At 33.7% G+C, this 26,930-nt stretch carries 33 protein-coding genes; 2 read left to right on the forward strand and 31 right to left on the reverse strand.

Annotated features, from left to right (window positions below; genetic code table 11):
• Window positions 1-48 precede the first annotated feature (48 nt).
• The 18 genes from RT99_RS05880 to RT99_RS05965 form a co-directional block, all read right to left on the reverse strand.
• Window positions 49-561 (reverse strand): hypothetical protein, encoded by a 513-nt coding sequence (locus tag RT99_RS05880; protein WP_042563809.1) that lies wholly within the window; start codon window positions 559-561, stop codon window positions 49-51.
• A complete protein-coding gene (locus RT99_RS05885) occupies window positions 561-1,295 on the reverse strand; it encodes a hypothetical protein (protein ID WP_042563810.1) in 735 nt (244 codons plus the stop codon). Before RT99_RS05885 ends, RT99_RS05880 begins: the two co-directional genes overlap by 1 nt.
• On the reverse strand, window positions 1,282-1,467 hold the full coding sequence (locus RT99_RS05890) for a hypothetical protein (protein ID WP_042563811.1): 186 nt from the start codon (window positions 1,465-1,467) through the stop codon (window positions 1,282-1,284). Before RT99_RS05890 ends, RT99_RS05885 begins: the two co-directional genes overlap by 14 nt.
• Entirely contained in the window at window positions 1,464-2,042 is a 579-nt protein-coding gene (locus tag RT99_RS05895) for a hypothetical protein (protein ID WP_042563812.1), read from the reverse strand. The genes RT99_RS05890 and RT99_RS05895 overlap by 4 nt, the downstream gene beginning before the upstream one ends.
• 1 nt (window position 2,043) lies before the next feature.
• The gene (locus RT99_RS05900) at window positions 2,044-2,592 is read right to left on the reverse strand and encodes an N-acetylmuramoyl-L-alanine amidase (RefSeq protein ID WP_042563813.1); all 549 of its coding nucleotides are present in this window, start codon (window positions 2,590-2,592) and stop codon (window positions 2,044-2,046) included.
• A 2-nt stretch (window positions 2,593-2,594) separates the two neighbouring features.
• A complete protein-coding gene (locus RT99_RS05905) occupies window positions 2,595-3,038 on the reverse strand; it encodes a phage holin family protein (protein ID WP_042563814.1) in 444 nt (147 codons plus the stop codon).
• 2 nt (window positions 3,039-3,040) lie between these two features.
• Complete coding sequence (locus RT99_RS05910) at window positions 3,041-3,427, reverse strand: hypothetical protein (RefSeq protein ID WP_131494899.1); 387 nt, start codon at window positions 3,425-3,427, stop codon at window positions 3,041-3,043.
• Between the two features lie 80 nt (window positions 3,428-3,507).
• Window positions 3,508-3,990, reverse strand: a complete 483-nt coding sequence (locus tag RT99_RS05915; protein ID WP_042563816.1) for a hypothetical protein — start codon at window positions 3,988-3,990, stop codon at window positions 3,508-3,510.
• Window positions 3,991-4,006: 16 nt separating this feature from the next.
• Window positions 4,007-5,599 carry a hypothetical protein gene (locus RT99_RS05920; RefSeq protein ID WP_042563817.1) on the reverse strand — a complete coding sequence of 531 codons (1,593 nt, stop codon included), beginning with the start codon at window positions 5,597-5,599 and terminating at the stop codon, window positions 4,007-4,009.
• A 43-nt stretch (window positions 5,600-5,642) separates the two neighbouring features.
• Window positions 5,643-6,608, reverse strand: a complete 966-nt coding sequence (locus tag RT99_RS05925) for a DUF6712 family protein (RefSeq protein WP_042563818.1) — start codon at window positions 6,606-6,608, stop codon at window positions 5,643-5,645.
• Window positions 6,605-7,972 (reverse strand): hypothetical protein, encoded by a 1,368-nt coding sequence (locus tag RT99_RS05930; protein WP_042563819.1) that lies wholly within the window; start codon window positions 7,970-7,972, stop codon window positions 6,605-6,607. Before RT99_RS05930 ends, RT99_RS05925 begins: the two co-directional genes overlap by 4 nt.
• On the reverse strand, window positions 7,972-8,316 hold the full coding sequence (locus RT99_RS05935) for a hypothetical protein (protein WP_042563820.1): 345 nt from the start codon (window positions 8,314-8,316) through the stop codon (window positions 7,972-7,974). The genes RT99_RS05930 and RT99_RS05935 overlap by 1 nt, the downstream gene beginning before the upstream one ends.
• A 223-nt stretch (window positions 8,317-8,539) precedes the next feature.
• Window positions 8,540-10,036 (reverse strand): hypothetical protein, encoded by a 1,497-nt coding sequence (locus RT99_RS05940; protein WP_042563821.1) that lies wholly within the window; start codon window positions 10,034-10,036, stop codon window positions 8,540-8,542.
• Window positions 10,026-10,592: a hypothetical protein gene (locus RT99_RS05945; RefSeq protein WP_042564051.1), complete on the reverse strand. Its 567-nt coding sequence runs from the start codon at window positions 10,590-10,592 to the stop codon at window positions 10,026-10,028. The genes RT99_RS05940 and RT99_RS05945 overlap by 11 nt, the downstream gene beginning before the upstream one ends.
• 10 nt (window positions 10,593-10,602) lie before the next feature.
• Window positions 10,603-11,334: a hypothetical protein gene (locus tag RT99_RS05950; RefSeq protein ID WP_042563822.1), complete on the reverse strand. Its 732-nt coding sequence runs from the start codon at window positions 11,332-11,334 to the stop codon at window positions 10,603-10,605.
• A 66-nt stretch (window positions 11,335-11,400) separates the two neighbouring features.
• Entirely contained in the window at window positions 11,401-11,724 is a 324-nt protein-coding gene (locus RT99_RS05955) for a hypothetical protein (protein ID WP_042563823.1), read from the reverse strand.
• Window positions 11,725-11,770: 46 nt separating this feature from the next.
• Window positions 11,771-12,598 (reverse strand): DNA adenine methylase, encoded by an 828-nt coding sequence (locus RT99_RS05960; protein ID WP_042563824.1) that lies wholly within the window; start codon window positions 12,596-12,598, stop codon window positions 11,771-11,773.
• A 184-nt stretch (window positions 12,599-12,782) separates the two neighbouring features.
• Complete coding sequence (locus RT99_RS05965; RefSeq protein ID WP_042563825.1) at window positions 12,783-13,343, reverse strand: hypothetical protein; 561 nt, start codon at window positions 13,341-13,343, stop codon at window positions 12,783-12,785.
• 119 nt (window positions 13,344-13,462) lie between these two features.
• On the opposite strand from RT99_RS05965, the gene RT99_RS25910 reads away from it, so the two are divergent.
• Window positions 13,463-13,924, forward strand: coding sequence for a pentapeptide repeat-containing protein (locus RT99_RS25910; RefSeq protein WP_082036921.1), 462 nt, complete (start codon window positions 13,463-13,465; stop codon window positions 13,922-13,924).
• Window positions 13,925-13,987: 63 nt separating this feature from the next.
• Here RT99_RS25910 and RT99_RS05975 read toward each other — a convergent pair whose 3' ends face one another.
• The 4 genes from RT99_RS05975 to RT99_RS05990 all read right to left on the reverse strand — a co-directional run bounded on the left by RT99_RS05975 (window position 13,988) and on the right by RT99_RS05990 (window position 17,388).
• On the reverse strand, window positions 13,988-14,947 hold the full coding sequence (locus RT99_RS05975) for a hypothetical protein (RefSeq protein WP_042563826.1): 960 nt from the start codon (window positions 14,945-14,947) through the stop codon (window positions 13,988-13,990).
• A gap of 17 nt (window positions 14,948-14,964) precedes the next feature.
• Entirely contained in the window at window positions 14,965-16,305 is a 1,341-nt protein-coding gene (locus RT99_RS05980) for a S49 family peptidase (protein ID WP_042563827.1), read from the reverse strand.
• Window positions 16,306-16,381: 76 nt separating this feature from the next.
• Window positions 16,382-16,846 carry a hypothetical protein gene (locus RT99_RS05985; protein WP_042564053.1) on the reverse strand — a complete coding sequence of 155 codons (465 nt, stop codon included), beginning with the start codon at window positions 16,844-16,846 and terminating at the stop codon, window positions 16,382-16,384.
• A gap of 77 nt (window positions 16,847-16,923) precedes the next feature.
• Window positions 16,924-17,388 carry a hypothetical protein gene (locus RT99_RS05990; RefSeq protein ID WP_042563828.1) on the reverse strand — a complete coding sequence of 155 codons (465 nt, stop codon included), beginning with the start codon at window positions 17,386-17,388 and terminating at the stop codon, window positions 16,924-16,926.
• Between the two features lie 600 nt (window positions 17,389-17,988).
• Here RT99_RS05990 and RT99_RS05995 point away from each other — a divergent pair.
• A complete protein-coding gene (locus RT99_RS05995; protein ID WP_042563829.1) occupies window positions 17,989-18,288 on the forward strand; it encodes a hypothetical protein in 300 nt (99 codons plus the stop codon).
• Window positions 18,289-18,336: 48 nt separating this feature from the next.
• Here RT99_RS05995 and RT99_RS06000 read toward each other — a convergent pair whose 3' ends face one another.
• The 9 genes from RT99_RS06000 to dnaG form a co-directional block, all read right to left on the reverse strand.
• The gene (locus tag RT99_RS06000) at window positions 18,337-19,221 is read right to left on the reverse strand and encodes a hypothetical protein (protein WP_131494900.1); all 885 of its coding nucleotides are present in this window, start codon (window positions 19,219-19,221) and stop codon (window positions 18,337-18,339) included.
• Window positions 19,222-19,273: 52 nt separating this feature from the next.
• Window positions 19,274-19,552 (reverse strand): hypothetical protein, encoded by a 279-nt coding sequence (locus RT99_RS06005; RefSeq protein WP_042563831.1) that lies wholly within the window; start codon window positions 19,550-19,552, stop codon window positions 19,274-19,276.
• A 155-nt stretch (window positions 19,553-19,707) separates the two neighbouring features.
• Entirely contained in the window at window positions 19,708-21,201 is a 1,494-nt protein-coding gene (locus tag RT99_RS06010; RefSeq protein WP_042563832.1) for a DNA cytosine methyltransferase, read from the reverse strand.
• A gap of 3 nt (window positions 21,202-21,204) precedes the next feature.
• Window positions 21,205-22,077 carry a DNA adenine methylase gene (locus RT99_RS06015; protein ID WP_082036922.1) on the reverse strand — a complete coding sequence of 291 codons (873 nt, stop codon included), beginning with the start codon at window positions 22,075-22,077 and terminating at the stop codon, window positions 21,205-21,207.
• Between the two features lie 144 nt (window positions 22,078-22,221).
• Entirely contained in the window at window positions 22,222-22,638 is a 417-nt protein-coding gene (locus tag RT99_RS06020) for a hypothetical protein (RefSeq protein ID WP_042563833.1), read from the reverse strand.
• Window positions 22,639-22,641: 3 nt separating this feature from the next.
• Complete coding sequence (locus RT99_RS06025) at window positions 22,642-22,911, reverse strand: hypothetical protein (RefSeq protein ID WP_042563834.1); 270 nt, start codon at window positions 22,909-22,911, stop codon at window positions 22,642-22,644.
• A gap of 26 nt (window positions 22,912-22,937) precedes the next feature.
• Entirely contained in the window at window positions 22,938-23,378 is a 441-nt protein-coding gene (locus RT99_RS06030) for a hypothetical protein (RefSeq protein WP_165587179.1), read from the reverse strand.
• Window positions 23,308-23,646 carry a hypothetical protein gene (locus RT99_RS06035; RefSeq protein WP_042563836.1) on the reverse strand — a complete coding sequence of 113 codons (339 nt, stop codon included), beginning with the start codon at window positions 23,644-23,646 and terminating at the stop codon, window positions 23,308-23,310. Before RT99_RS06035 ends, RT99_RS06030 begins: the two co-directional genes overlap by 71 nt.
• 2 nt (window positions 23,647-23,648) lie before the next feature.
• Window positions 23,649-26,915 (reverse strand): DNA primase, encoded by a 3,267-nt coding sequence (dnaG, locus tag RT99_RS06040; protein ID WP_042563837.1) that lies wholly within the window; start codon window positions 26,913-26,915, stop codon window positions 23,649-23,651.
• Window positions 26,916-26,930 lie beyond the last annotated feature (15 nt).

Consider the following 26,930-nt stretch of genomic DNA (forward strand, 5'->3'; position numbering starts at 1 on the left):
CTAAATTATCGGTACACAAAGCGTTAAAATAGGACATAAAAAAACCTCTCAGATTTGAGAGGTTTGCGGTTCTGGGAATTCCCAATTATCGCCATTCCAAGAGAGGGATTCGTGATTTTTTAAAGTATATAAAATATTCCAACCATACATATTATCGAAAATCGGACCTACTTTTTCCATTCGCCAGGAATCAGTTACAAAAAGACCAAACAACCAAGAGTTTCCATCTCCGTTTAGCTTCTTTAAGTATGAAGCAATATCTAACCCGATGTTTTCTAAGTTATCCAATACTTCTTCCTGTTTGGCATAATTGTCTACTTTGCCAGTAAAATCAAGTAAAATAAAAGAAATGTTACGGCCATTAAAAGTCGTTGTGTTATTTGAATTTGTATTAAGACCGGAATCATGGCTTTCTAATAATAATGCAGGTGTTTGTATACCTGATCTGAATTTACCTGTAATCTCATTCCAATTGAATCGGTAAAAACCATTTATTTGTTTATGTGCATCAGCGATGCTTTTGTGAAATTCTACGATCGGTTTATGTGTAACTTTTCTCATTATTGCTTAGGTGTTAGATCTTCCTCAAATTGTTCAAGGAAAGCGTAAATGTTAACCTGTTTAATTTTTTCCAATTTCGATAAATCACCTTTTGCCATTCCTAAAATGACTTTTCCAAATCCATATTTTTGTTTTGATGGTTTCGCTCCGGGCTTTGGTTCTGGAAAAGCTTTTTTGAAACGTTTGACTAAATTATTTTTGCAACCAAAATAGGCAGTTTCTACAGCGAAAAGCTTTGCTAATGGTACATCTTTAAATAACAATGCTTTCTCGTGTAAATCGTCTTTATCAAACAGTGGACGGGATTTTGTTTCAGTATATAAAACTGCATTTAAATACTGAAGACATTCAATGTTTTTAGTTTTCCTCCATTGAATGTGCAAATCATCAACAACCGCAAACTCATCTGCAGTAAGGTTTGCAATTTGGTTTTGTGGAGGGAAATACTTTGTTTTTTTTATTTTGATGACTTGAGGGAAAATGGTTCTGTTATTTTCCTTAAAAATATATTCGTAGTTTTTATGAAGTTCTGATAGCGGGCAATTTCTGAGAACAATTCTCAGACGTGCTTTTTTTGAAAATTGCCACCATTTAACACCATTCAAAATAAAGAAAAGTTTGATGTAAAATTTTATATTGGCTTCACTACTATTGAAAAGAAACGCAATTTTTTCTAATTGCGTTTCACTCATTTCATTCCAATCTTTAGGAATATATAATTTAATTTTCTTCATCTAAATTTTCATTTTTGATACGAAGTAGTTGCTTTTCTTTTAGCATAAGTTCAGAAACTACTTTTCCAAATTTTGTAAAAACTTGATCATTTACAGTTGCGAGCGATTCAATTTCAAAAAAAATACGGGCTTTCTTTTCTTTCAGGTTTAAAATTTCTTCTGGTAAATTCATGATAATGGATTTAGTTGTTTTTTCTTTTTTCTGATCCACAGAATAATAATTATTAAACCAATTGGAATCAATAACCAAAATAGGTTTAACAAACTCCAAGGTTCACGGATTGTTTTTTTTGTTGCGCCTTTTTTCTTTTCTGCAGCTTTTATTTTTATATCTGCCTTTTCTTCTTGTTCCGTATTTTTTTGTAAATCTGTTTTTATGGTTTTTTCGGAGTTTTGGGAATTCTCGGAATTTGTCTTGTTTTTCCCATGACTTTTTTTATTAGTCATTTTTGCGTTATTCAATTGGGTTTCTTTACCGTTTGAATCGATAACGCTTGCGGGAAATCTCGGATCTACAGGCTCAAATGTATTTTCTTCTGTACAAAAATCACTTTCTTCATTGATCCTTGATATTGAATTTTGCTTTAAGTTAGATTCCTGACTTAGGATTTCTTGGGAATTCCCGGAATTCCTAATAATTCCTGAAGCTTCTAACTTTGTTATTTCTTCTGTTTTGTAGGTTTCAGATTGTCGGCGACCACAGGAAAACAGTATTAGAAAAGAGATAATTAATAATACTTTTTTCATCTTAGATCATATTTTCGTAACGTTCAACAATATTCGCGATACTTAAAGCCAATGCTTTTTTATTGTCATTATAGGCTTTAACATCTGACGGATTAGAAATGAAACAAATTTCTAATAGAGAAACGATTCCCTGTTTTCTCATTAATCCTAAACTTCCTCGATGGCTATCTTTTTCAGATAATGCACCTCTGTTTTTAATACCTAAAATAGAGGATGTTGTTTCAACCAATTCCTTTGCAAAAGCTTTATCTAAGCGATCAGCATCACTACCAAATAAAGATGTGGTTCCGGTTGCAGTGGATGAAACTGCTGCATCAAAATGAAATTCTAAAACCACAGAACCACTACCTGTCTGAATGCTTTTTAAATAATCACCAAGACGGGCATCATCTTTGTCGGTGATTACGGCTACTTTCTTTTTAATTAATTGTTCAACTACTAAGTTTCTAAATTCTACCGTTAAATCGGCTTCATGTAATCCGTTTGCAACTGCACCCGGATCTACTTTAATTCCTTTAGGATTATGTCCCGCTGATATAAATGCTGTCATAATTATTCTGTTTTTTTAAAATCTGTTATACTATCTTTAATTTCATTTGCACGTCCTAAAGCCTTTTTTATTAAAGCCCATATATCTTTACCTGTTGCCTTTTCAAAATTTTCTTTTATAGAAACACCTTCAATGAAAATCAGTATAATTGCGCAAACTTTTGTTGCAAAAAATGAAATTGAAAACCAAGTTTGAAAGAATTCAGACAATGCAAAAAAGTCAATTACATACAGGAAAATAATACACATTTCGTAAAGCAACATTTTTGAGATAATTTCACTCAGTCTTCTGCTTGTAATGAATTTCCAACCTTTAACTCTGATTGATCTGTAAATACCAAATGCAGTGTCTAAAATTATTGCAGCTCCCACAGCAACTAGTAAACCAACAATTGGGGTAAAAAATAAGCATGTAGCCGTTAAGAGATACAATAGAAATGTTTTCATGTTTAATTCATTAATGTTTTATAATCTTCTAAAAATTCTTTTTTTTGTTTTAATGTTATACTGCCACGTTTATAATTAGCATATGGAACAAAACCAATTCCGATAAGAGTTAAGCCTATAAATCGACTGAATGAGCTGTATTGCCCTTTTCCTTTTCGTTCTTGACCTTTTGCGTAAAGCCAATCGGAGTACCATTTTGTGTAAAATGTTGCAGCTACATTTTGTACAGAATATTGATAGTCATGTAGCATTGCATCGAGGTCTAATTTTGGGAGATCTTGTAAATCCTTTACAACCGTTGCACCGTCAAAATCTGTTGGGTTTTGGCAGAAATAATCAAAAGCTTTTAAGTAGATTGAAATTTCTAATTTGTTATATCCTTTGATCATCAGAATTGTTTGAATGTTGCACCTGGCTAATTTCAGATCCTCAATTGTTTTGCTGAAAAATGTGGATTTACTTGCTAGCACTATTCGACAAATTCAAATTGATTACCTATAGCTTCTGATTTCATAATTACTGAATTTCTAATCCAATCTTTTACAAAATCATTAACCGGATGTAATTCTGGATTTTGAAAACTACCGCCATTTAGATATGTCAGTGCATCTTCGAAACTTGGAAATCCCCAATTAACAATCTCACTATTTTCTGGATACATTCCATTGTTATCAAGAAAATACTGAATGAGTCCGTGAGTATCTTCGGAATCATTAAATTTAAAAAGTGTCTTTTCGTTCGTTGAGTTTACATCGTCATTCATCCCTTGAAAACCTAGAGAAGCTGTTGATATTACTGTTCGTTTTCCGTCTCGGAAATAGAACATTTCAAAATTTATTCTCAATATTGAATCTTTTCTGTTTAGTTCAAATGACGTATCTTCAATGTAAACGTCATCGAATTTGCCTTCTGTAACGATTGGAGAAACATAGAGTGTGGTATTTAGTTTCATTCGTTTTATATGTTAGTTAAACTTTCTTTATTTCTATCAAAATCTTGGCATATCTGATTTCACCTTTCCATCCCCAAACGAGTGATTCACCTTCGTTTATTGTCTTTATACCGAAATCTGCAGTTGAGACTTTTTTATACAATTGGGAATAAGATCCTTTTGAGAATGGGAACTCGTGTATAATTTCTGGGTTTGTTGGTACGCCTGCGCCAGAACTTTGTTTTTTTTTGTGCTTACCAAATCCAAATGATCCTGTAGTAGGCCAATCATTTTCCATTGAAACGGTAATACTTACTATTTCACAAGTAAATGGAGCTTCAAATATGCTCATGTAGTTTGATGATGCACCACTTGTAATCGCAGTTAAAAAGTCGGTCGTTGTGCTGTCTGCACTAGTAAGGGCATTTGTGTATACTTTAAAGAACCAATTACTATTTGCGAGCGCAGAGGAATAATGCGAGTCCCTAATCATAAAAGTTTCGTTAGATTTTTTTATGTTGCCTTCAATCAACCAGGTATTTGTATCTATTTTTATAAATCGTCTAATTTCATTTTGAACTGAAGAAAGATTTAAGTTTGTTTTTATTGTTACACCTGCAGCACCCGATGTAGTACGGATTCCGGTGCCAGTGGCTACACTTTGTAAAACAGTTCCAATAGGAAAAGCAACGGACGAATTATTTGGTATAATTTCAGTTATTGCTGATGAACTTGAATGTTCAATAATTGCTTTTTTGTAGAGATCAGATAATTTGAAAGTATAACTAATTGAAGAATTTGGTACGATCGAATTTAAAATATTGCCATTAGAACCTACTAATTCTAATTTGATATTACTTAGGTCATTTGCATTTAAATTGAATTGTAAAATTTCATTTGGTTTAAGTAATAAATCATAGCCATCCGGAAAGAAAAATTTAATATTTCCTGTACCGGAATTGTGCCATATTTTAACATTATGAGCAGTTCTGTTTTTGATGAAGAAGGGTTTACCGGGTCTAATTAATTCAACGGTAGTTTGGATTGATTTTATATCTGTCACAGCTCCAGTTAATGAAATAGAACTGCGCTCATCAAGTAATTCAATTTTTTCAATAATAGCAGTTAAACCATAATTGGTTATAAAATCTTGACTTTCTATTTTTTTTACGGTAGTGTTATCCGGAACCGGTATTTCAGGTTCATTTATAATAGAACCAAAAACGGAATTAAAGCCTATTTTGATTGTACCGTTTGGTGTATCCGGTTCTTGTGCAGATTCAATACCTTCGTCACCTTCTATTTTTACAATTGTTGAAAATTTTGTAAAGACAAAAATGTCAATTCTATAATGTCCTTCGGCTGCAGTTCTTATTGTAGTTTCAAATAAGTCTGGATTTGTATATTCAACCTGATCAATTCTTATTGTAAAAGCATAAGGTGCAATTATTCTTTTATTGCCATCCTTAGTAATCGCACCACGCACCAATATATCATCCGGCGACATTAATTCGTCAATCTGTTTTTTTAGATCTTGTGAAGTACCTTCATAACCTCCTTTGTCGGTTTTAAGTTTCCAGTTATCTTCCGGATCATGTGGAAATACGTTATTTGCAGCTAAAATACTCATAGGACAAAATTCAAGTTTTGGACATTTTTAAAATAGGACAGGATTAGATTGACAATACACCCGGTGTATCGTATGGTGTATATCCCGTACCAGTCGAAATTGTTTTTTTTAATGGAAATTCACATTGAGTAAATTCAGTAATATTGGTTTCTATTAATTCTCTGGCCACCGCCAAATATTGAATTCCATTGTTTGATTGTTCTTCAACTAATTTTGCAATTTGATTGGCAGTATTTCCAGAACTAACACTTTCCTTTTTGCCATCGATAAGAATTTCAAAATCTACTCTTAGGCCTTTATCATCTAAAAGGAAAAGCCCACGATTCGCGACCTTTGCCACAGTAAAAGCGACAACGGCTTTTTGCAGTTCAATTTTTACTTCTTGCGTGATTCCTGAAACGTCAGTTTTTAGAACAGAGAGGAGTTCCGGGCAAAGCATTGTTCGTAAATATTGATCTTCTACCTGTTTGATTGTAGATTGAAGAGCCAAAAAGGTTTGTCTTGAATTGAAAATATGATAGTGTTCGTTGAATGTAGACGTGTTGTAAACCAATAATTGTCTGTTTATAGTGCCAAATTCAGAAGTCCAATCCTGAAAAACATCAGGGTTTTTCTCTAAAATCTCCAATAAGTAATCCATTGCTTCGTGACCTGAGCGTAAACATTCCCTGCGTATGTCTTTTTCGGTTCCCCAATTGACTCTTTGGCGTTGATCATTCTTTACTTCCGTTGCACCAGAACTGTCTAACATTACGGACATAAACGGAAAATATATGAACAATCCGAAGTTTGCAATTGCATTGCGTAAATGCTCGCGCGATTCGTTTTTGATTTCAAAATTTATATCTGGATCCGCAGCTTCATCTTTTAAAAAGATATGAAGATTACCAATGTATTTTTTTGTAAAAGAGTTTATAGCTTTTGTGATGTATGGCTCAAAATCGGTAAACTCAAATGACTGAGCAACTGAAACGTATTTTTTTAAGTCGGCTGTAGTTTCTAATATCATGCTGTAGTGATTTTTATTCCGGTTGGATTTTTATCTAATGTGGTTAGCACGGTATTTTCGAACCCGGCAACAATTAAAGGATCCCATTTATTGTAATCCTGAATAAAATTGAAGATTTCAAGTGTGGTTTCTCTATTGGTTTTGTAAAGTGACTGCAGGATTAAAAAGGCTTCACGCTTATCTGAACCAGAACCGGCACCTAATGCACCGCCTGGAATACCTGCACCACCAATTAAAGTGGCATCAACACCAAAGGCTACTAATATTTCAGAGTTTGCAGCAGAAGCTTCAGGTAGGTATACACCGTCTTTTAATTTATCATCAATAGCTGTAATTGTAACTGCAGAAACCTGTTCGCCTTTCTGATTAGTATATTTCATTGATTGAATTGACTTTCCGGCTTTTTCATTTCCAACCAGTCCATCATTAATAGAATCAACTAAATCCTGTCTAATCTTTTTGCGTTCTTCCACTTTCATTTTTGCCCATTCTTCAGCATAAATGTTTGTGTAGTATTGTTCGTCAATTTCAATCAAAAACTTAATTGTCATTTGATTGGCAAACAATGCTTTTTTTAGTGCCGGAACTGAATTGGCAACATCTAACCAGCCAGATTTTAAAATTGCTTGCCACTCACTTTCAGGATAATACGCTTCATCAAGTAAAGGATAGAATACAGGTCTAATGAACTTTGTGATTTTATTTGCTTTGCAATATTCACGTACTTCATCAGCTGACCAGTAACTATCAATTAGGGGAATTTTAGCAACGAATTCGCTACTAACATCAACAGAGCCGCCTTTACCAAACTTTTCAGAAATATAAACGTGTTCAACCAAACCACTTTCAGCGTTCATCATTTCGAAACGGCACCATGCTGTTTTTTGTCGTTTTACACGGTTGATTGTTGCATAATTTTCAGATAAAATGTATTCTGGAAATGCGATTCCGAACCATTCCAGATCAGTAATTGTTTCCTGCCAAAATCGAATCAGTTGAGATTTACGGGAAAACTCATTAATTTCAGGAACTTCACTAAGCGCAACAACTTTAGGATCTTTCTTTCCTTCAGGTGAAACTTCATTTTTCAATAAAACCAACCCATTTCCGTAATGTGCTTTTCTAAGGAATCGCAATGAAGAAGCAGCTGCACCATTTTTCTTTACTTCTTTGATTACCTGTTGTGGATAATCATTGTTTTTGCCCCAAGATGCAATTTCACCTTGTTTATCTTTTACATCAACTTTTACAGCGGTAACGGTACCGTCCATTTTATCAATGGAATTTTTAAAAGAAACCATTGCCGGTGATCCTTTGTGTTGGGAGATTGCGATATGATTACCTAAGAATGTACTTTCTGACATTAGTAAATGATTTCTTTATTATTAATACTGATTATAAAATCGATGCGAATTGTAACAACACTCTGATCTGATAATTCGATATTTCTGGTCCTGTTCTCAAAATGGTTTGCATTTTTGGTTTTCTTGATCGGAACTAAAATATTTTCAATTGTGTCTTTATGAGTTTTGTTTGGATTTTTTTCTAAAAGAAGTCTCGCACCCAAATAAGATTTTAATTTACCTCCTCGTTTTGATGTGGCATTAAAAGTCCGGTAAGTCAAATCAAAAGGAATAAGCGTTCCTTTTTGATCTTTTTGATTAAGTATGGCTAAACCTTCTTTTAATGAAATTGTTTCCTTTTGCATACTCCAAAATTCATTCTTTGGCGGTTTTTAAAATAGGACAGCATTTTTTAAGCATTTTTTTGATATGTATTCTAATATTTAAAAGTTTATTTATTTGATAATCAATTTTTTGACTAAAAAAGAAATAATATTTTTTATAATATTTGACAGAAAAGCACGCCTGTCCCTATAAGTTTTCACACTTTCCATATCCAAAAAGTCAGGATATATGAAAATGCAATGATTATGTGGTTTGAATACGGCTTTCGGACAGTAGGAGGTTTGATCCTTTAAAGATGTCATTGAACATTGTCATGATCGGAATGTCAAAGGCATCGGTGAGGTGAGGAGCGTGTTGTTGAGGGAACAGCTTGTTGCGCTCATCCTTCTTTTCCTTTTCTATACCACCCTTCAAAGCTTCCTTAGCTTCTGTACGCTCTAAGGCTATGATAAGATCAGGGTTGTTATGCTCATTGATACGGATCTTTGGCAATCGCATTTGATGTTCTTTAAGCATAGCGTTGATGAGTAGATACTTATCTGTGTGCGTTGGTGCAGCACCTTTCGTCATTTGATATACTGTCCAACCGTGTTTAATAAGTACTTCGGTAATCTGTTCGAAGTATGTCCTGTTATCGTTAGGCAGCTTATTATTACCGTCGTGACCACCATATAAGTAAACGAACTTTTCTTGATGCGGTCTATAGTAGGGGATAACCTGCTCAATAAACATATCATCCAATAGTTTAGGTGACTTAACAAAGAATGACTTTAATACCCGATATGTATCATCCTGTACCTGAGAAACAACACAACAATTGAACACACCGAAATCAACTGACATTATAAGCGGTTCATTGGGACGGACATCATTGTCCTGATTAGAATTAAAGTGTTCTTGTCTGGCAACAACGCCAATTGTCTCCAGATAACTATTATTGTAATCAGTGTAGTAATGTTTAGCCGGAATAAGATTACCATAAAAGCCATCAACGATTTCTTTTGGTCTGATATTTAAAATCTCAGCATTATACAGTATTTCAGATACTGCCTGATCACGCATTTTCTTAAACCATGCAGGATTTAAATAAGGGTTTGAAAGTGCTGAAGCCTTAATAAATGCGTACAGCATTGGGTTCTTTTTAGCCACGGCCTCCATATCAGTGAACCATTTCCCTTTTTTATTGATTGGAGTTGATGAAACGTAAAATTCAGAACCTAAAAGACTGCAATTTTTAAATATCTCCTTTTTGGCTCTATTGGTTGTTTTTACATTTGTAAACAGTTTTTCCGGATCAAGCAATGCAGCTTCGTCACCTAATTCAGCATAAGAGTTAAGACCACGGCCAGAATTGGCATTATCTAAAGATACCAATTGAAAAATCGAACCATTTGGAAAATGTATAATATTGTTCCATTGATTCGGCGGTTGAAAAGGCATTTCATAGCCAAGCTTTTTACCTGATCTGCCCACAACAAAATCGACATCTTGGTGCAAATTAAACATTGCCAATCCTTCAATTGCTGAGGGCAATGTTCTGGCAAGAATTTGAGAGTAGGTAGATCCTGTTAAAGCAAATGAAGCCCTTGGCATTTGCCTTACTAATTCCCTCATTTGAAAGCCAAAAATAGTGGTCTTACCACCACCACGACCCATCTCAATGTATTTGTTTTTTTGTGGAGCTAAAACGCAGGTTAATTGAGGTACTGTCAGTTCAACAAATTTTTTCTTACTGATCATCGTCTTCTTCAGGTTTTAATTCTTCAAAATCAATATCAGTAACATTTAAATCGTTTAAATCAACTGAACCACCCGACAACATTTCCATAAGTCGGTTTTGAACCTCTTTTGGTACATTAACATGGATTTCCATATTTTCGAATTTCTCCGGATTGAATTCAGGGTTATCTTCATTTGCAAAACCGCCATATTTAGCCAATAAAAGCAATGCTTTTGCCTGATTGTTTCTGTCTCCTTTTTGTACACATACTTTCAAAAAATCACGTGTATGCTCTAACCAAATTGCACGGGATCCTTCAGTATCTGATTTCATTACACTACCAAAAAGCTTTTCAGATTGCCTGATATCCAAATATGCTTGAGCCTGTGACAATCCTTTATCTTTTACCCATTTATTTACAATTTGCTGTGATGAAAAATGGTTTAAGCGTAAAGCAAAAACTTCATTTAATCGATTTAAGATATCGGTATTTGTTTCACTGAGTGGAAAAAGCTCAGGATTAATATAATGAGCTTTTATCTTATCAAAAGTGCTGTCACCACGTTTAATCAGCATATTTCTTTTTTTAGTTCCCATCAATCAAACCGCTTATAATGATTAATTTTTCGTTTTGCTGTAGTAAGTTTTCTTCCTGTTTTATAATCTGCCGTTCAATTTTTGATTTAATCGCGACAATTGTTGCTTTAGAATGCTGTTCACGATTAATTTTTAACCTGGTATTTAATTTTGAAATAGAAGCGTATAACAATTGTTGTTGTCTAAGCATTCCCGCAGGTGTTAATCCTTCAAATTCCTGTTTTGGAGCTTCTGGAACGATTCTCTTTTCTAAATACAAATCAATCTTTTGCCAACACAGCTCATTCTTTTTGAAATTAGTGTGAATTTTTATCTGGAGTTCTAAAGCTGCCTTTTCAGCATGTGCAGGAAGTTCATTTAAATTTACTTTAAGCAAACAGTTTTCTTTAAACAATTGGGTTGCTTCAAGTAACACTGGACGCAATGATTCAGGAAGTTGATGAAACAAAACAGCATTCTTTTGTTCCTTTTCAGAAACTTTTTCTGGTACCGGTTTTGTTACTTCGATAATTGCTTTTTGGATAGTGGCAACGAATTCAGTTTGTTTGTATTTTTCAACAAACTTCTTCAGCTCGTATTTAAGCTTTTCACTATTGAATGAATTATTCTTTTTTTGAAACGTTTTTAAAAGTAATGGACTATGCTTTGGAAGATTGCCGTATATAACAATTCCTTTCGTATAATCACACCCTTCTTCAAACCAATTTTGTATAATTTCCATAGTACAAATATGGAAAGTGTGAACTTTTTACAATAGGACATAAAAAAAACCACTCATTGAGTGGTTTTACAACATTTCGACTTCCTGAGTCATTAAATCCAAGTCGGATTTTAGACACCAACCGAAATCTAAACTTTTTCGGATTTCATAAACTGTTCGATCATCTTTTTCAACTTCAGCGTAACTTTCGATAACGTATGTATAACGCTTATAACTCAGAGATATAAGAATTTCATTTAGTTCGTAATCTGAAATGCAATTAGCAGGAAAGGTTCTAAAAATAAATACTAATAGATCTCTAGTTGATAATTTTACATTTGCACTTTCAGGATTACTTGGTGTAAAATTATCAATAAAAAATTCTCGAACAGTTTCTAAATAATCAAGCATAGGGATATAATTTTACGTTAAGCAAATTTACATACCTGATTTTAGATTAAATAGGATAGTTAGAAGTTAAAGCTTCGGTTTTTCTTTTGTTGCTTTCACGACTTGCAGAAAGAACCATATCCTTATCATTGCTAAACCATTTAAAATCATTTCGATATTGATCAAGTAATTCATTTGGATAACTAGAAAGCAAAAATTTTCCTTTTATCGTACTTAAAACGTGAAGAAGTGAAGCAAAATGCTCCTGAGTATAACCGCCATAGTGACCTTGATTCGCACCAACATAAGGAGGATCTATATAAAAAAATGTATCTTCCGAATCCTGTTTTAAAATAAGATCAATAGCATCTTTGCATTCAATCTGAGTTAATTCAAGTCTTTTGCATAAAGACTCATTAAAACCTTCTTTTTTATTATAATTCAATGTACTTTCTTTACTTCTTGTGGTTGCACTACGCCAAGAACCGATTTTATTTGAAAATCCCTGAACAGTACCAACCCAAAAAGCCCATGCACGATGAACAGGACTAAAAATATACGGCACTTCATAAATGACCATTGCGTTTTTATACACTTCGCGACTGTACGGCGTTGACATTATAATTTCTTTTAATTCCTTAAAATTCGTTTTTAGCTGCTGATAAAAATTAATAACATTACCGTTTAAATCGTTCACAATCTCAACTTCGGATTGCTCTTTTGCCCAGAATACAGCACCACCGCCAAAGAAAGGCTCCACATAAACCCGGTGTTTTGGTATCAATGGTAAAATGTATTTAAGCATTGATTGTTTGCCACCATAGTAAGAAATTGGTGTTTTAAGTCTTGATTTGACTGGCTCATAAGCCTTTGTGTTTTTTAAATTTGATTTCATTTTTTGCTCGATTTTTGATTGATGATGATTATATTTGCAATTCCTACGATAATTTAAAACATGCAAGAAAGCCAAAGCAAGAAGACTTTTAGTCCTCCAACGCTTTGGCTTTGTTGCTATAAAATAAATTACCGTAGGAAAGTATTTATTGTTGGAGGGCTTTTTTTATTCCTCCCTTAAAAGATTATGCCTCCGGCACTAATTGAATTACACCTTTATAAATTGGAGCGGGTCCAAAATTCTTATCACTAAAAGTGATTGTTGCAGAATTGTTTCCTTCAATTGTTGCTTCAAGATTATGCTCTACTTTTACAGTACAAGGCAATCTTGACGATCCTAATTGGCGAATATTTCCACTTCCAAATTCTTCTGACAATACAACTAATTTTTGATTTTTCAACCAACGGCAATAACCTAAAACATCTGCAGCAGAACCAGCAATTTGAACTACTAATTCATTTTGAAACAATCCCCTTCCATTTTCACCAATTTGGGTTGATTTAATTGATCCTGTTTCAGTAACAATCTCGTTTTTAAAAAAACATTTTCCCGTTTTAAAAGTATGTGCTATCGAAATTTCTGCCAATTCTGCAAAAGTTGCAGCAACATTAGCAGGTGTTGGATCACATATTTTTTTGGGATCATTGATTGTTGCAAAATCAGCGTGTGGGGCATAATATATTCCATTTGCTAACCCAGCAACTGGTTCACAGCTTTGGCCTCCGATATCTTCTAATGCTAACATATTATACTTTTTTTAGAATGAATGATTTAACAGAAATTAGATGCTCTAAAACATCAGCGTGATCACTCAAAGCTTCCTCTTTGGTGTAAACTTTTCCTTGGAATGTAAAAGAACTCACAGTGAATTCAAATTCATCACCATTTTCCGCAATAAATATTCCCGAAGGAATTATTGTTGCATTAATTGAATTGTGCGCTTCGGCTTTTTCGGCTTCCGATTTTTCAGCTGCTATTTTGTCCGCTTCGGCTTTTTCAGCTGCTACTTTATCCGCTTCGGCTTTTTCGGCTGCTGCTTTATCGGATTCCGCTTTTTCAGCTGCTACTTTATCCGCTTCGGCTTTTTCGGCTGCTGCTTTATCGGATTCCGCTTTTTCAGCTGCTACTTTGTCCGCTTCGGCTTTTTCAGCTGCTACTTTATCCGCTTCGGCTTTTTCGGCTGCTGCTTTATCGGATTCCGCTTTTTCAGCTGCTACTTTGTCCGCTTCGGCTTTTTCAGCTTCTGATTGTTGTTCAACAAATAGCTTTTCACCTTCAACGGTTCCGCGTTCAGATTTTGTTTCAGCGAATCTGCTTTCTTCCTGATTAACACCTGCAGTCTTATCAACTGCAGGTGTATTTTTTTTATTATTTCCCATTTCTTAAAAATTAAGCTGGTTTATATGCGTAAACCAATTGGTTATAATCAAATCCGATACCTTCGTACCAGTCAAGCATCAAAGCAACTTCACGTTTAGCCTCTTCAACTTTAGGATCTTTCATTCCGTTTGTTTTACGTAAATGAACAAAATTGTCTACAGGTGTAGCCCAGATATAACCAGAACCTGCCATTGATGGTAATGCAACCAATTCAACTAATGGAGAAAAATCGACAGTATTTTGACCTGCTTTATAATCCACATCAGTTCCGTGTGTATTACGTTTGTCTCTGAAATAGTTTTTCAAAAACTTTGGCTCCATATACACACGCATTTTCACACTTTCCAGAATGGCATTGTGTGCAAAAATATCATCTGTAAATTCCTCAATACAGTCGAAAATTGTTGTAGGCGTAGGCAATGCAGTCAATGCGATAGCATTCATTGTAGTTGCTGTTAAACCTGCATCAATCAGTTTTTTCAAGCCGTCTAATGTTCCTGCAGTTGTTCCTGCTGTACCCGCTGTTGGAGCAACATAAGAACCGCCCCAATATGCTTTTGTTTCCATATCATGCGGAATCTGAGGCACAACATGCTTTTCCAAAAGATAACGAACAATAGGCCATTCAGCTCTTGCAGCTTTATCTAAAGAAGCAAGGAAACCAAGCCATTTTCCTTTTACATCATCCGGATATAATGAAATATCGATTTTTGCATTACGCAAAACGATTTCATTCGGTGTAAAAGTCAAATCCCCTTTTGCGGTAAATGCTTTTTGAAATCCTTGAACAATTTCACCTAATGCAGCATTAGATGAACGATACACATCATTTTCAGTAATGATTGGTACCGCATAAGATGGCGTTACAGATGGCTGACGGATTTGCTCCTTCAGGCTTTCCATATTTTGCCCTTCATTTATATAGCGTGCTCCAAAAGCCGTAACTATATCTGTAGCGATAATTGACATATATTAAAATTTATTGATTAACAATTCATTGCTCCCGTAATGTCAATACCTCCAACTACATTTGATGCAGCAGCAGAATTATTTACATCAACTTTTATTACTGTTGGTTTGGAACCGTCAGCTTTTCCCATTTCCGTAACTTTTGCACTTAATGCATTAGTTTTTTCGGTTAAAGTTCCTGTAACATCTAAACCTGCAGATGTTAACATACTGTCGATTGAAGCTTCTAAAGCAGTAACAGTTCCTTCCGAAGCTGTTAGTTTGTCCTTCACTTCAGTATTTGCGACTGCAGCATCTAAGTCTGTTTTTAATGTTGTATTAGATCCTTCTAATTCAACAATTCTACTCTCAATCGTATCTAACTGTTCATCGTTTAAATACGTACCTTTTTCTTCAGTAAAAGCCAAAGGAGTATCTAAACCCAAAGCAGCTTGTAACGATGGCAATTGTTTTGTGTTCATATTTTTGTTTGTATTTGTATTTGATTTACTATTGTTTTCAGCTATTTGAAAAACTTCGGAAATTGCATCTTGTAGAGATCCTGTTTTATCGACCAAGCCCATTTCAACTGCTTGTACTCCGGTCCATGTACCACCTTTAAAAACTTCTTCTTTTAGTTGTGGTCTCGCATTTTTCATGTCAGAATGAAAAACAAGAACCATTGGGTTTAATTCTTCTTTTATGTAGTTTTTATATTCCGGATCGCTTCCATCCATTACACCTCTGTAACCCTTGTTTTTGTCTGGAGATAAATCTGAATAAATCGTATGAACTTTAGCACCAAACTTTTCAAGTAAGCTATCGTAATCCATGATAATAGTATATGCACCAATAGAACCAATGGCATCAGCTCTCTTATTTGCAATAATAAAAGAACCAGGTGCAGCGATATAATAACCACCTGAACACATATAACCATTAGTATAAAAACCAATTGGCTTAACTTTCTTGAAATCAGCAACAACATCGTACATCTCAGGGGTGCCATAAACCTGACCGCCACCTGTATCCATGTCAATGACAACGCCTAATACGGTGGGATCATTTTTTAAACGTTGTAAAATGGAAATATAACTTTGAGTTCCAAGCCAGTAATACGTACTAAACTTAACTACAGGTTGTTTAAAATCGAGAACAACAACCTTATTTGAAGAATCATTTAAAGCAGAATTAACATCAGCAGCTGAAGTTTTTGCTGTGATGTAAACTTTTGTAATACTATTTATTTTTTCAACTTCTGTTTTTTCTACGATCCTTTTTCCGGTATACATAGAAATTAAAGAAGGAACTAAACTAACGCCGTAAGACTTGTCTATATATAAATGACCTGTAAAAAGTGTATCTAAGCTTTGATTCAAAATAAAAAAATTTGTATTGTTAATTTCTACAATACAAATTTTGATTTATTCAGAATCTTAAAATAGGACAGCGATTTTAAGGATTGTAATATACAGGGCGTTTGCGGGTTTCGCCTTTTATTCTAACCAACGTATATGAATCTCCATCGACCTTTGTACCGTCGTTAACTTCATAATTCATGTATAAAGGTTGATCATTAGTCCCATACAATTTTCGAAAGTCATTGTTTAAAGATCCTTTTCCAACACAAGGTTTATTTGCGTATTGTTCCAGTAATTGTTCTAAAGCTTCACTTCGGGTAATTAATCGAAAAGATATTGATATTTGTTGTATTTCACCATCTGAAGACTGTTTTGGGTTCACATCTACAGTTATACTATCTTCATCGATTATGGCTTCAACATCATTTTCGTATGGAGTAAACACAACATCTTTCGAATTTGTGTCAGTAATTACAAGCGGCCAATTAGCAGTTTCTTCTATAAGAAACAACTCAAATTCGGCAAATCCGGCAAGCTTTTCAGTACACGTAAAATTCATAATTTTTTTGATATTTATTTTTATAAAACTGTCGTATTTTGCCACCGTTACAGGTGCGGTTTCAGGCGTTTTTGTAACTACGAATAAACTATTACATTTATTTTTTTCTCTTTTATTTTTTCTCCGCAATGCCTTTGGTAGTTGCGATACATGCTACCCAACTTCATTTCGTTTTCGTTAATATTGTTCAAATTCAAGAACAATTCAACACTTTGCCAAGCGTTCGATTTTCCTTTCGCCAATTCCACATCTACAAACGCATGAAAATCTTCAAAAAATAGTCTTTCTAGGCAAACTCCTAAAAATTTAAGTTTGTTTCTATTGATTACATATCCTTTTGTATTAAAATATAGTTCCGGAATGTCAATTATGTACCTGTCAAAACCATTGAAATCAATATCCGAAGTATCAGCTTCAGTACTGATCAGCTCCAATAATAATAAACCTAAAAAAGTCTTCTTTGAAATGGTGTGAATTTCACCATATTTTTTAATTAGATATTTTTTTACATGCTTTTTTACCGGAATGGAAATTTGTATCATTTTTACTTTTTTGGTTTGGACGAATTTACGACAATTACCAAAGAAGTGATTAGGACAGCAGGAAATAAAATATGAGTAAAAAAAAGTGAGAAATAAATTTAAGATATGTTTTTTCAAAAAATAAAGTTCCACAATTCCACATTGCAGATTATCAAGCATTTACGGTTGTTTTAGTAATTGGAAATTGGGGAAATAAGTCTTTTTTTGTGGAACCTTAAAATAAAGTTCCATAAGTTCCACAACAATACCACAAAGTTCCACACGAAAATTTAAAACTAATTTAGACTTAATATATTGTATATTAAATAGTTATATATATTATAAAATATAAATATTTTATTTGTGGAACTGTGGAACTTTTTTAACCTCTTACTTTTAGAAAAACAAAAATTTGCAAAATTTTTTAAATTGGGGGGTCTGGGGGGATTGGCAAAATTGAAATTCCGGGGGGATGTGATATCGAGGTTGTATTATAGATTAATATAATGTTACAATTTAGAACCATTAGCCAAATGAGTTTATGCATAATTTTGTAATCCCAGAATTTGAAAATAATATGAAAATTTAATTACCGTCCGATACGGAATAGAAATTGTTTAAATGAATACCAGGTATTTTATAGATCAGGAAGTGGATAATATGAAAGCGATTTTTAGGCGATTAGAGCCAAAAACACTTGAAAGCTTGCAGTATTTCTCAAAGTACAATAATTTGCAAACTGGATGTACAATGGTAATCAATAACAAAAGAAACAATCCTATTTGCATCTTTCAGAATTTTCAAAACTTATCGCCTTTCCGGATGAAACTTTTAATCCGGTTAGCAGATAAAATTCCATATCAAATTCATATCAATAAGCTTAATGAGGATATTATGCGTATAGGTTGGAAAATTGAATAAAAAAAACCACTCAAATCGAGTGGTTTTTAAAATTTGGATTGCAATTATTTATTCAATATTAGCAGGTGTTTCTGTTTTATTTTCAATTGTTATTTGTGTTGCGCCAGATCTGGCAATCATTACTTGTTTTCCAAGCTCTTCAAGATCATTGCTGCGGTAAATTCGCATAGCTGTAGAAATATCAATTGCTTGCTTTGTTTGATCGTCAGGAAGGAAAGTAAGCGTTATAAAATTCAATCTTACGCCGAATTTTTCTAAAACTTTATTGACCTCAGTTTCCAAACGTAATTCAAGTTCGTCTTGTTCCATGTCAACTATATCTTCATTAAGGAATAGACGTTTTGCAACCTCTTTAATTCTTTTATCAATGACACGGTTTTCAGCTCCTTCAAATGCTGCAGGATCAAGTGCGTCTTGACTATCAGCATCAGCGTTGGCTTTTCCAATGTATTTAGCTTCATTGATGAAAGCCAAACCATTTATTATGCTGTAATCATAATCAATATGAGTTGTTACTTTTACTCGCTTATCTAAGTTCGCTAAAAACTTCATATCTCCCTGCATTGGGAAATTAGGTACAACAACTTTCATGTAACACGGATTCATTCCGCCTTTCGGAACAGCATCACCAGCGTTTACTTTTTTCCAATTCATTCCGCAATCTTCAGATACAAGAACTTGCTGATTGGATTTTGCGTAATTGCAACTTTGTAATACAACCAAAGACAGAAAAATAAAAGATTTCCAAAAAGTCTTAGATCCTATAAATGTCAAAACCATCAAAACTATAATTCCAATAACGAGTAAAATACCAGACAAGGAATTGTTTGCAAAGTAATTGCCCTCATAAACAGCTTTCCATAGTCCAGAAACTAAAAAAAACATTATAGTAATGACAACCGAAATAACTGAAATTTTTAAAAATTTATTCATAATAATTGGTTTGGGTTTTATAACTCCTCCCAGAAGTTTATTTAATTTTAATTTAAATCCATCCAAAAGCTCCGGCTGCTATTTCACCAATTGTTCCCAAATCAATGTTTTCAGATTCTTCTGGAGAAAGTTCGTTGCCATTTTCATCAACATAACATTTAGCTATTCGGTTTTCTAATTTGTCATATTGTTCAGCTTTAATTTTGAATTGTTCCGCATAATCTATAGCGAGTGCTTTTAGATCAGAAATTATTTCTTCAGGTAATTTTCCGGAAAATTCCAAGAAACCTATTTGAAAAGCTATTTTATTTTCTAATATTTCTATTGTCATTATGATAGTTTTAAAGTTTAAAAAAGAGGTCTTTCCCACGTCAGTCTTATTGTAATTTAAAAGGGTCATGAAAACTTTGCCAATATTCTCCCGATTATAACACATTACAAATAGCGACCTTGCCGACAAGCAAAGTTTTCATACAGAATATGGCGTTATGCTGCTAATCCTTTTTTCTTATATTCTAAAATAGAGTCAATATTATGCGATAGTATTTTATAAAACCACTCAGGAGGAACTGCATTCCCAATAAGTTTAATTGCATTTTTATGTGATAAGTTCAAACCTTTACGCGAGAAAAAATCTCTGGGAAAAGTGCTTATTTCTGCCAGCTCTTCACTGGTCAGAAATCGTGCTTTAATATCAAATCCACTAAGTAATGTTACCAATTGATGCTTTGGCTCGCTAAGAATTGGAGATAGTGGTTTATCAAGGCTTTTAATAGTTGATTCCGGATTACCATAACCTCCATAATATTCACACAAAAACTGAATTTTTTCTATTGTTAGTAGCTGATGTATGTCACGACAAGGTATTGTATTCAAAGGAGTTTCAATAGTTTGTGTCTGAATAGTGCCATAATATTGAGCCACAAATTGATCAATTGTAATTAACCTTTTAGTTTGTTGACTTGTGTAAGGTTTTAAAGGATCATCTAATTTTTGAAAAGAATCTGAATGACAATGATCGGCAATAAATTGTATTTTTTCACGACATATCAATTTATCTTTACTGTCAATTGGTTCTGATTCTATATAATTATTTATACTTTGATCTAGTAATATTCCTTCTTCAGATAAGAATTTTGAAATAAGTCTAACAAAATTTGGAGCGTTCTTTTTTATACCTGCTCCAATTCTACGCATACTATTACGACAAAGTGGCTTTCGGTGTTGTTTAGGCAAATTCTCATTGAATTTACGACCAAAAATGCTCTGTCCGGGATTTTCTAAATCAATGAAATTTTTACACGGAATCCATGGTGATTTACCATCAGTACCAAATTCATTATGGGTCGTTTCCGGCCATGAAACTTCAATGCCTTCTTTATAGAAAATTGCAAAGTAGCGTATTCTTGTAGTTGGTATTCCATCATCAGCTGCGCATCTGATACTTTCAGTATAATTGTAACCTAAATCCATCATTGCCTTTTTCCACTTTTCAAACTCTTCACCGGCACGGTTTTTATCTGGCTGGCCATCTTCACCAAGTGGAGCCCAATTTTTGACGCCTGGCACATTTTCTACTTTCAAAACTAAAGGATTCAAAAAAGCCACGTATCTGTATAGTTCCCATCCCATCATATAACTTTTTTGGTCAATACGAGTTGAACCTATTGCAGGCGTGTGAAAATCGCACTCAAAAGAAGCCTGAATAACATCTACTGGTTCTAATTCATGTTCGTCCTGCATGTATATATCTGCAAAATATACTTTTGTACCATTTAAATGGAAAAAAGCAGTTTTACAAGCAATCAAATCATGGTTTAGAACCCACCTGACATCCAAATCAGGATTTTTTTTGGCAGCCCAAGCGCAACCAAGACCGCCGGCGAAAAACTCCGCATATTTTAATTTCTTGGAATGATTTTTAATTGCTTCCGGATCGTGATTAAGATTAAGATTATATTGATTTGTATTGATTCTCATAAGTTAGTTTTTTAATGAAAGTTCACTTTGCTTCCCGTTATTAGAATTGGTTTTTGTCAATGGATAGTTTATCCATATACATTCTGTAACCTGCTTTGATCTGATATTGTTCTTTTTCGTAGGGAATTTTATTTTTGTCCATCCTTTGCTTTCAAAGAGTTCAAACATCAAATCGTGATCGTAACCGGAAATCATTGCATATCCTTCTATTTTATAAAGAATAGCAGCCATTTCTCTATATTTTTCTTCTGAAAACTCAAACATATAATCATCGTGTGAGCCACGAGTTTCTAATAAATAAGGTGGATCTAGGTAAAAGAAGGTTTTAGGAGAATCTAATTTCAAAATTGCTAATAAGGCATCTGTTTTTATGATTTGAAAATTTGCTCTAATCACTCTGGCCACCTCTAACAGTTTAGGTAAGGCATTATTCCATTTTGAAACTGTCTCACCTACTTGTGCGTGAAGTTTCGTTTTTGCCATATGCCAAGATTTATTTTCCCTTTGAGCTCCCAATCCATAAAAAGATTGGCGAGCTCGCACATAAAACTTCCTTGCACGTTCTGTTTTGTCGCCAGATATCGGCCAGCATTTATGGTAATTTTCTTCTGAGCATGGAGAAAGTTCCAATTTCATAAGCAACATTTCTGTATCATCACGCAAAACCTCAAAAAAATTAGTAACGTCACCATTGATCTCATTTACCGTTTTTATACATCTACCTTTGTAATTAAGAGATACGGCCATTGAACCTCCAAATAATTCGGCTAAGTGAACAAAATCATTGGGGAAATATGCATACAAGTAGTTTAACCATGTGAACTTTCCTCCGAAGTAATTAAAAGCTATCAATTTGTTCTTATTTCCTGACATCATTTTAAAAGATAAAAGATTAATATACTACTGGCCACAAAACCAAAAAGAAACCATACAATTCGGGTAACCCGACGATCATTCCGATCATCAATCAGTTGCATTTGGTGTAAACAGGCTCCTTTATGAAGCCCGCAAACGGTACAGTTATTTGTTTCCATTTTGATCTCTATTAAATTTTATTATATCTTCTTCTAAAACATCTTTTGAAAACTCAAGCATTTTTGGAATAATTTCATTAAAATCTTGACAGTAAATAAATTTGTTCCTTTTCACTTTATGATTTTTATTTTCAGATTTAAAACGATCACGTTTGTAAACTTTAACTTCAACTAACCAACCATCATATCCATATAAATCTAAAAGTCCGGGCAGTTCTTTATTATCGCTATATAATCCCCAATCTTCAGATGGAATTTTTGGGAATGTTTTTTTAAAATCTTCAAAATTGTTTAAAACTTTATGCAGTTCATTTGAACCAGAAGACATTGCTAAAAAAAACATCTTATTTACGTATGCACATGTTTGTTCAACTTCTTGCGCTATCTCTTTATTTGATTTCATGATTTAGTTCTTTGAAATTGATTTATATGGTAAAGGTCTTGGCACTTCAGGATCCTGAATCAACAGATAGGTTTTTACAGGATATGGAGCTTCGTTTTTAAAATTCCTTAGATCATATCCGGTTGTGGTAAAACCGTTGCAATCCTGATGTAAAAATTGTGCTGTCAAACCATATTTTTGACGGAAAGTGTCAAAATTTTGAATCCAAGTTTGAAAATCATTAAATTCTCCTAGTGAAATAGCCTTCACTTCAACGTTTATAATATTTTCCATTAGTTTAATTTTTATAGATTATTAAATTATTCTTCCGTTTTCGTAACCTCCTGAGCAGGTTTTAAAACACTATCTTTTTCGTAGTTTCCAGCCTGAACACGATAGTTTCTTTGGTGAATTGTTTTAGAATATTGGTAAGATTCTTTAGCCTCAGAATCCAATAAAATAATTAATGGATGCGAATCTTTCTGAAGCTTAAAGATTTCACCTGCTACTTCTTGTCGGTCGTTTCCTTTAAAAACTTCCTTAGCTTCTACTACTAATGTGAATCTTTTTTGTTTGGTAGATTCTGTTTTTACATTTTGTTCTTTCATTTCAATTTTTATTTTAGGGTTATTATAAATTTGATTTAACCAATCTTGATGATTAAATTTTCGCGCCTTTTTTACGTACTCCTCAATGCTTTTGCTTACATAAACATGGTCTGGAGGCCATTGGTTTTCTTTCTTTACTTCTTCTGATTCCATATTTGTTTTTGTCAATTATCGGTTTACGTTTTTCTGTAAATTCTACATCGTCAAATATTCCGGCTAAAACCCAAATTTGCTTTGAATTATACAATTCTCTAAAAACATCTAAATCTGTATTTTCATGAAAGAAATAAGGCTGATTACAAAAAGTGCCATTTATCGATTGCTGAAAATACATGCAACCGTATTTCTTTTCTCCTAATTCATTTCTAAAATCAGATGCTTTGGCAACTCTTAAATTCAAAATGACAGCTTTTGTTCTCATAATTATTTAGCTTGTAACCAATTCGGATCTTCGTCTGAACTTCCATTGTTGTATGGAATATCATTCTCTGTCTTTTTTGGTGCGGTTCTTAATAAGTTTAAAATTCCTCCTTCGTGCATCATGGTATAATCGAAAACATACGCTGATGTAGAAGTATCATCAAAATGGTATCTTCCAACAGATCCTATAAAATATTTTTTTGATTTAAAGTAATTTCTCAAAGTGTTTTCTCCAATAACATCGGCACCTTCACGGGTTGAAACTTCTTTATGGTATAATTGATGAATTGCATTCAATCGAAGCAATAAAACCTGAGTTCGTTTGGTGTTTTTCCATTCATAGTCTGGCTCTCCTTTTTTGGTTTGAAGTTTTAAAGTCAATGGTGTGTCAATAATGAAATGCATTCTTTCTTTAATAAGTGGGAACGGGGATCTGTCACGTAAATACTCCATAGTTCGCCAGAATTCTGCTAAACCTTCACTTTCCACAATCAAATCTGAACTTTCCAGAATGGCTTCCTTAAACTGATCCTGCATTTCTTTATACGTAAATGGAAATTGAAATTTGTCTATTAAGATCTTCATTGGTGTTAGGAGTACCGTATAATTTTGAAGCATTCGCTCCTGATAATCGGTGTCTTTTAATTGCTTTTTTAAATCCTTGATAATTTCACCATAAACACGTCTGTAATTTTCTTCAACTTCAGGACGGTATTTGATGATATCCAAAATAAAACTGGTCAAACCTTCTTCTTCCCACGATTGAATTAAATTGAAATCAGCCACTTCTTCGTTAGTAAAGTTTTCCTGTGGTTTAATTACATGTTCAATTACGCTTCGGGATGTAATAGAGTTATCATCCCAACTAGACAAATACTGCGATAGAATTACCAAAAAACAATTTACTTTGGTCATTTTAGTTTTGTTATCGCCTGTGTTTTGTCCAATTTCACGCCCACGATTGTCATAAGATCCTTTGATAGACTGTTTCATTTTTAAGTCAATCAAATCATTAAATTCTTCCAATATGGTCATGGTATTGGTCGTTCTGCTGATTCTTCGGGAAAACCCCGAAATGGTACCTGCATTCAAATCAAAAGCAGGTTGTTTGTAAGCGAATACAGCTCCAATACTTTCTGCAAATTTTGACTTTCCAGAACCTTTTTCACCTGTTAAAAACAGAATTGGCGATATCTGATAGGTTTTTACAAACAAATCCCTGAAAAGCGAAAAGAAAATACAAGCGATTCCGGTTGTTGCTTTTTTACCATACACTTTTTTTAATTGGTTCATCCAGGTATGAAATGCAACCGGAGCCTGTTTAAAAACCAAATAGCGATCATTCTCATACGGATCATCACCATCACGGGAATTCTTATACATTACTGAAGATGATGGCGAATAAAAATGTTTTACATCTGCGATATAATCACTTTGAATACTTACTTCGGCTTCTAGCTGAATAATCCCGTAATCATTTGGCGTTTTAGTGATTCCTTTTTGTGATACTAAGTTTGAATAAGCGAAAAAACCTTCGTTTTGCCATCCTAACGTTCTTAATTCAAAAGCCATGATAAAACTGCTTAGAATATCATTTCGCAATAATTTGAACTGATTTGGCGTAACTTCTGATGTGAAAGTAAAATTTCCTTCATCCAATAATTTAGATTCAAATTTTGCCATCTGAACAAAATCTGCAGTATCAAAATCAATTAGTCTTTTAATACCGGTATCAGATATTACTTCACACAATCTTTTATTATCCTGCTTTCCATAAACGTGAAAAAGTGGCGTAATACGGTAATTTGAACCTTTGTAAAAATTTGTTTTTCCACGGAAATAAACATTATTTTCATGCGTTACATATCCTTTTTCTAAAAATTGTTTGTAATCTGCACCTTTTGGCAATCCTAAATATTCAGAAGATTCCGTTTGTACTTTTTCATTTTGTGCAGCTTTAATTTCAGCCACTTTAAAAAAGCTATCAATTTTTTCTTTGATTACTTTTTCCGGTTGTTTTAGAATTTTTGCGCAATTTTTTTGATAATAAGATCTTTTGATATCGTCTTTAATAACCGAAAGCATCAAAGCAACTTCACCTACAGATTTAGAAAGTTCGTCAGGGTCATTGGCTGCCTTATTTTTCAGTTTTATTGTTTTCCAATTAACGGCATCTTCAGCATTCCCGAAAAGCATTTTTTCGACATGTTTTGTTTTTCTGGCATAACTGTCCGGATCTTCTTCTTCTGGAAGAATAACTACTGAAACTTTCAATCCTTCAGCCAAAAGTATATTGATATCCTTAAGGGCAGCCAAAGTTCCTTTTTGCTCGTTTCCTTTTTCGTCAAGCCCATCATTGTCACGAAGGATAATAACATGATCAGCAAAACGATGCAGTAATTTTGCCTGTTCAGGAGTTAAGGCAGTTCCGCCGGTGGCAACTGCAAGTTCACAACCATTTTGCGAAAGTCCCGTAACGTCTGTATAGCCTTCAACCAGAAAAGCGGTTTTTGCTTTGGTTATAAATTCTTTGTTTTCGAATAGTCCATAAAGGACAACGCTTTTATTGTAGATTTCGGTTTCCTTGGTATTGATGTATTTTGGTCCATCCGCTTCATTTGATTTTCGGCCCCCAAAACCTAAAACATTCCCGCGGAAATCCCTGATAGGAAACATTAGTTTATCCCTGAAGAAATCATAATTATTTCCTTCCTTAGAAACCGATAAACCTACATTAATAGCCTGTTCTAACTTTGCATTTTCTATAAACGGATTGGTAATTAATTTGTATTCTTTGGATGAATACCCAATTCTAAATTTTTCAACCGTTTCAGGCTTGATATCACGCTCAATAAGCATTTTTTTAACCCAATGGTCATCTGCAGTATTTTGAAGCTGCATTTCGTATTTGGTACACGCAATGGCATTAACATCGAATAACTCTTGTTTGTAGTTTCTTTTTCGCTGATCTTCTTCAGATAGCTGTACTTCTTCAAGAACAATTCCACAGATATCAGCAATAACTTTGATTGCTTCGCCAAAGGAAACGCCTTTGTAAATTTGAACAAAACGGATTCCATCGCCACCATGCCCTGTAGAAAAACACTTAAACATGTTAAGCGAAGGTGTTACGAAAAAAGCATCTTTGCTATGATTAAAAGGAGATTCTGCAGTCCACTTTGATCCGGCGCGCTTCAATTCGCAAAAATGCCCAATTATCCGTACTATATCAGCGTTTCTAACTTCGTCTATTGATTTTTCGGTATACATGAATTATTTGATAAA

This window comes from Flavobacterium sp. MEB061, from assembly GCF_000834715.1.
Lineage (GTDB): Bacteria > Bacteroidota > Bacteroidia > Flavobacteriales > Flavobacteriaceae > Flavobacterium > Flavobacterium pectinovorum.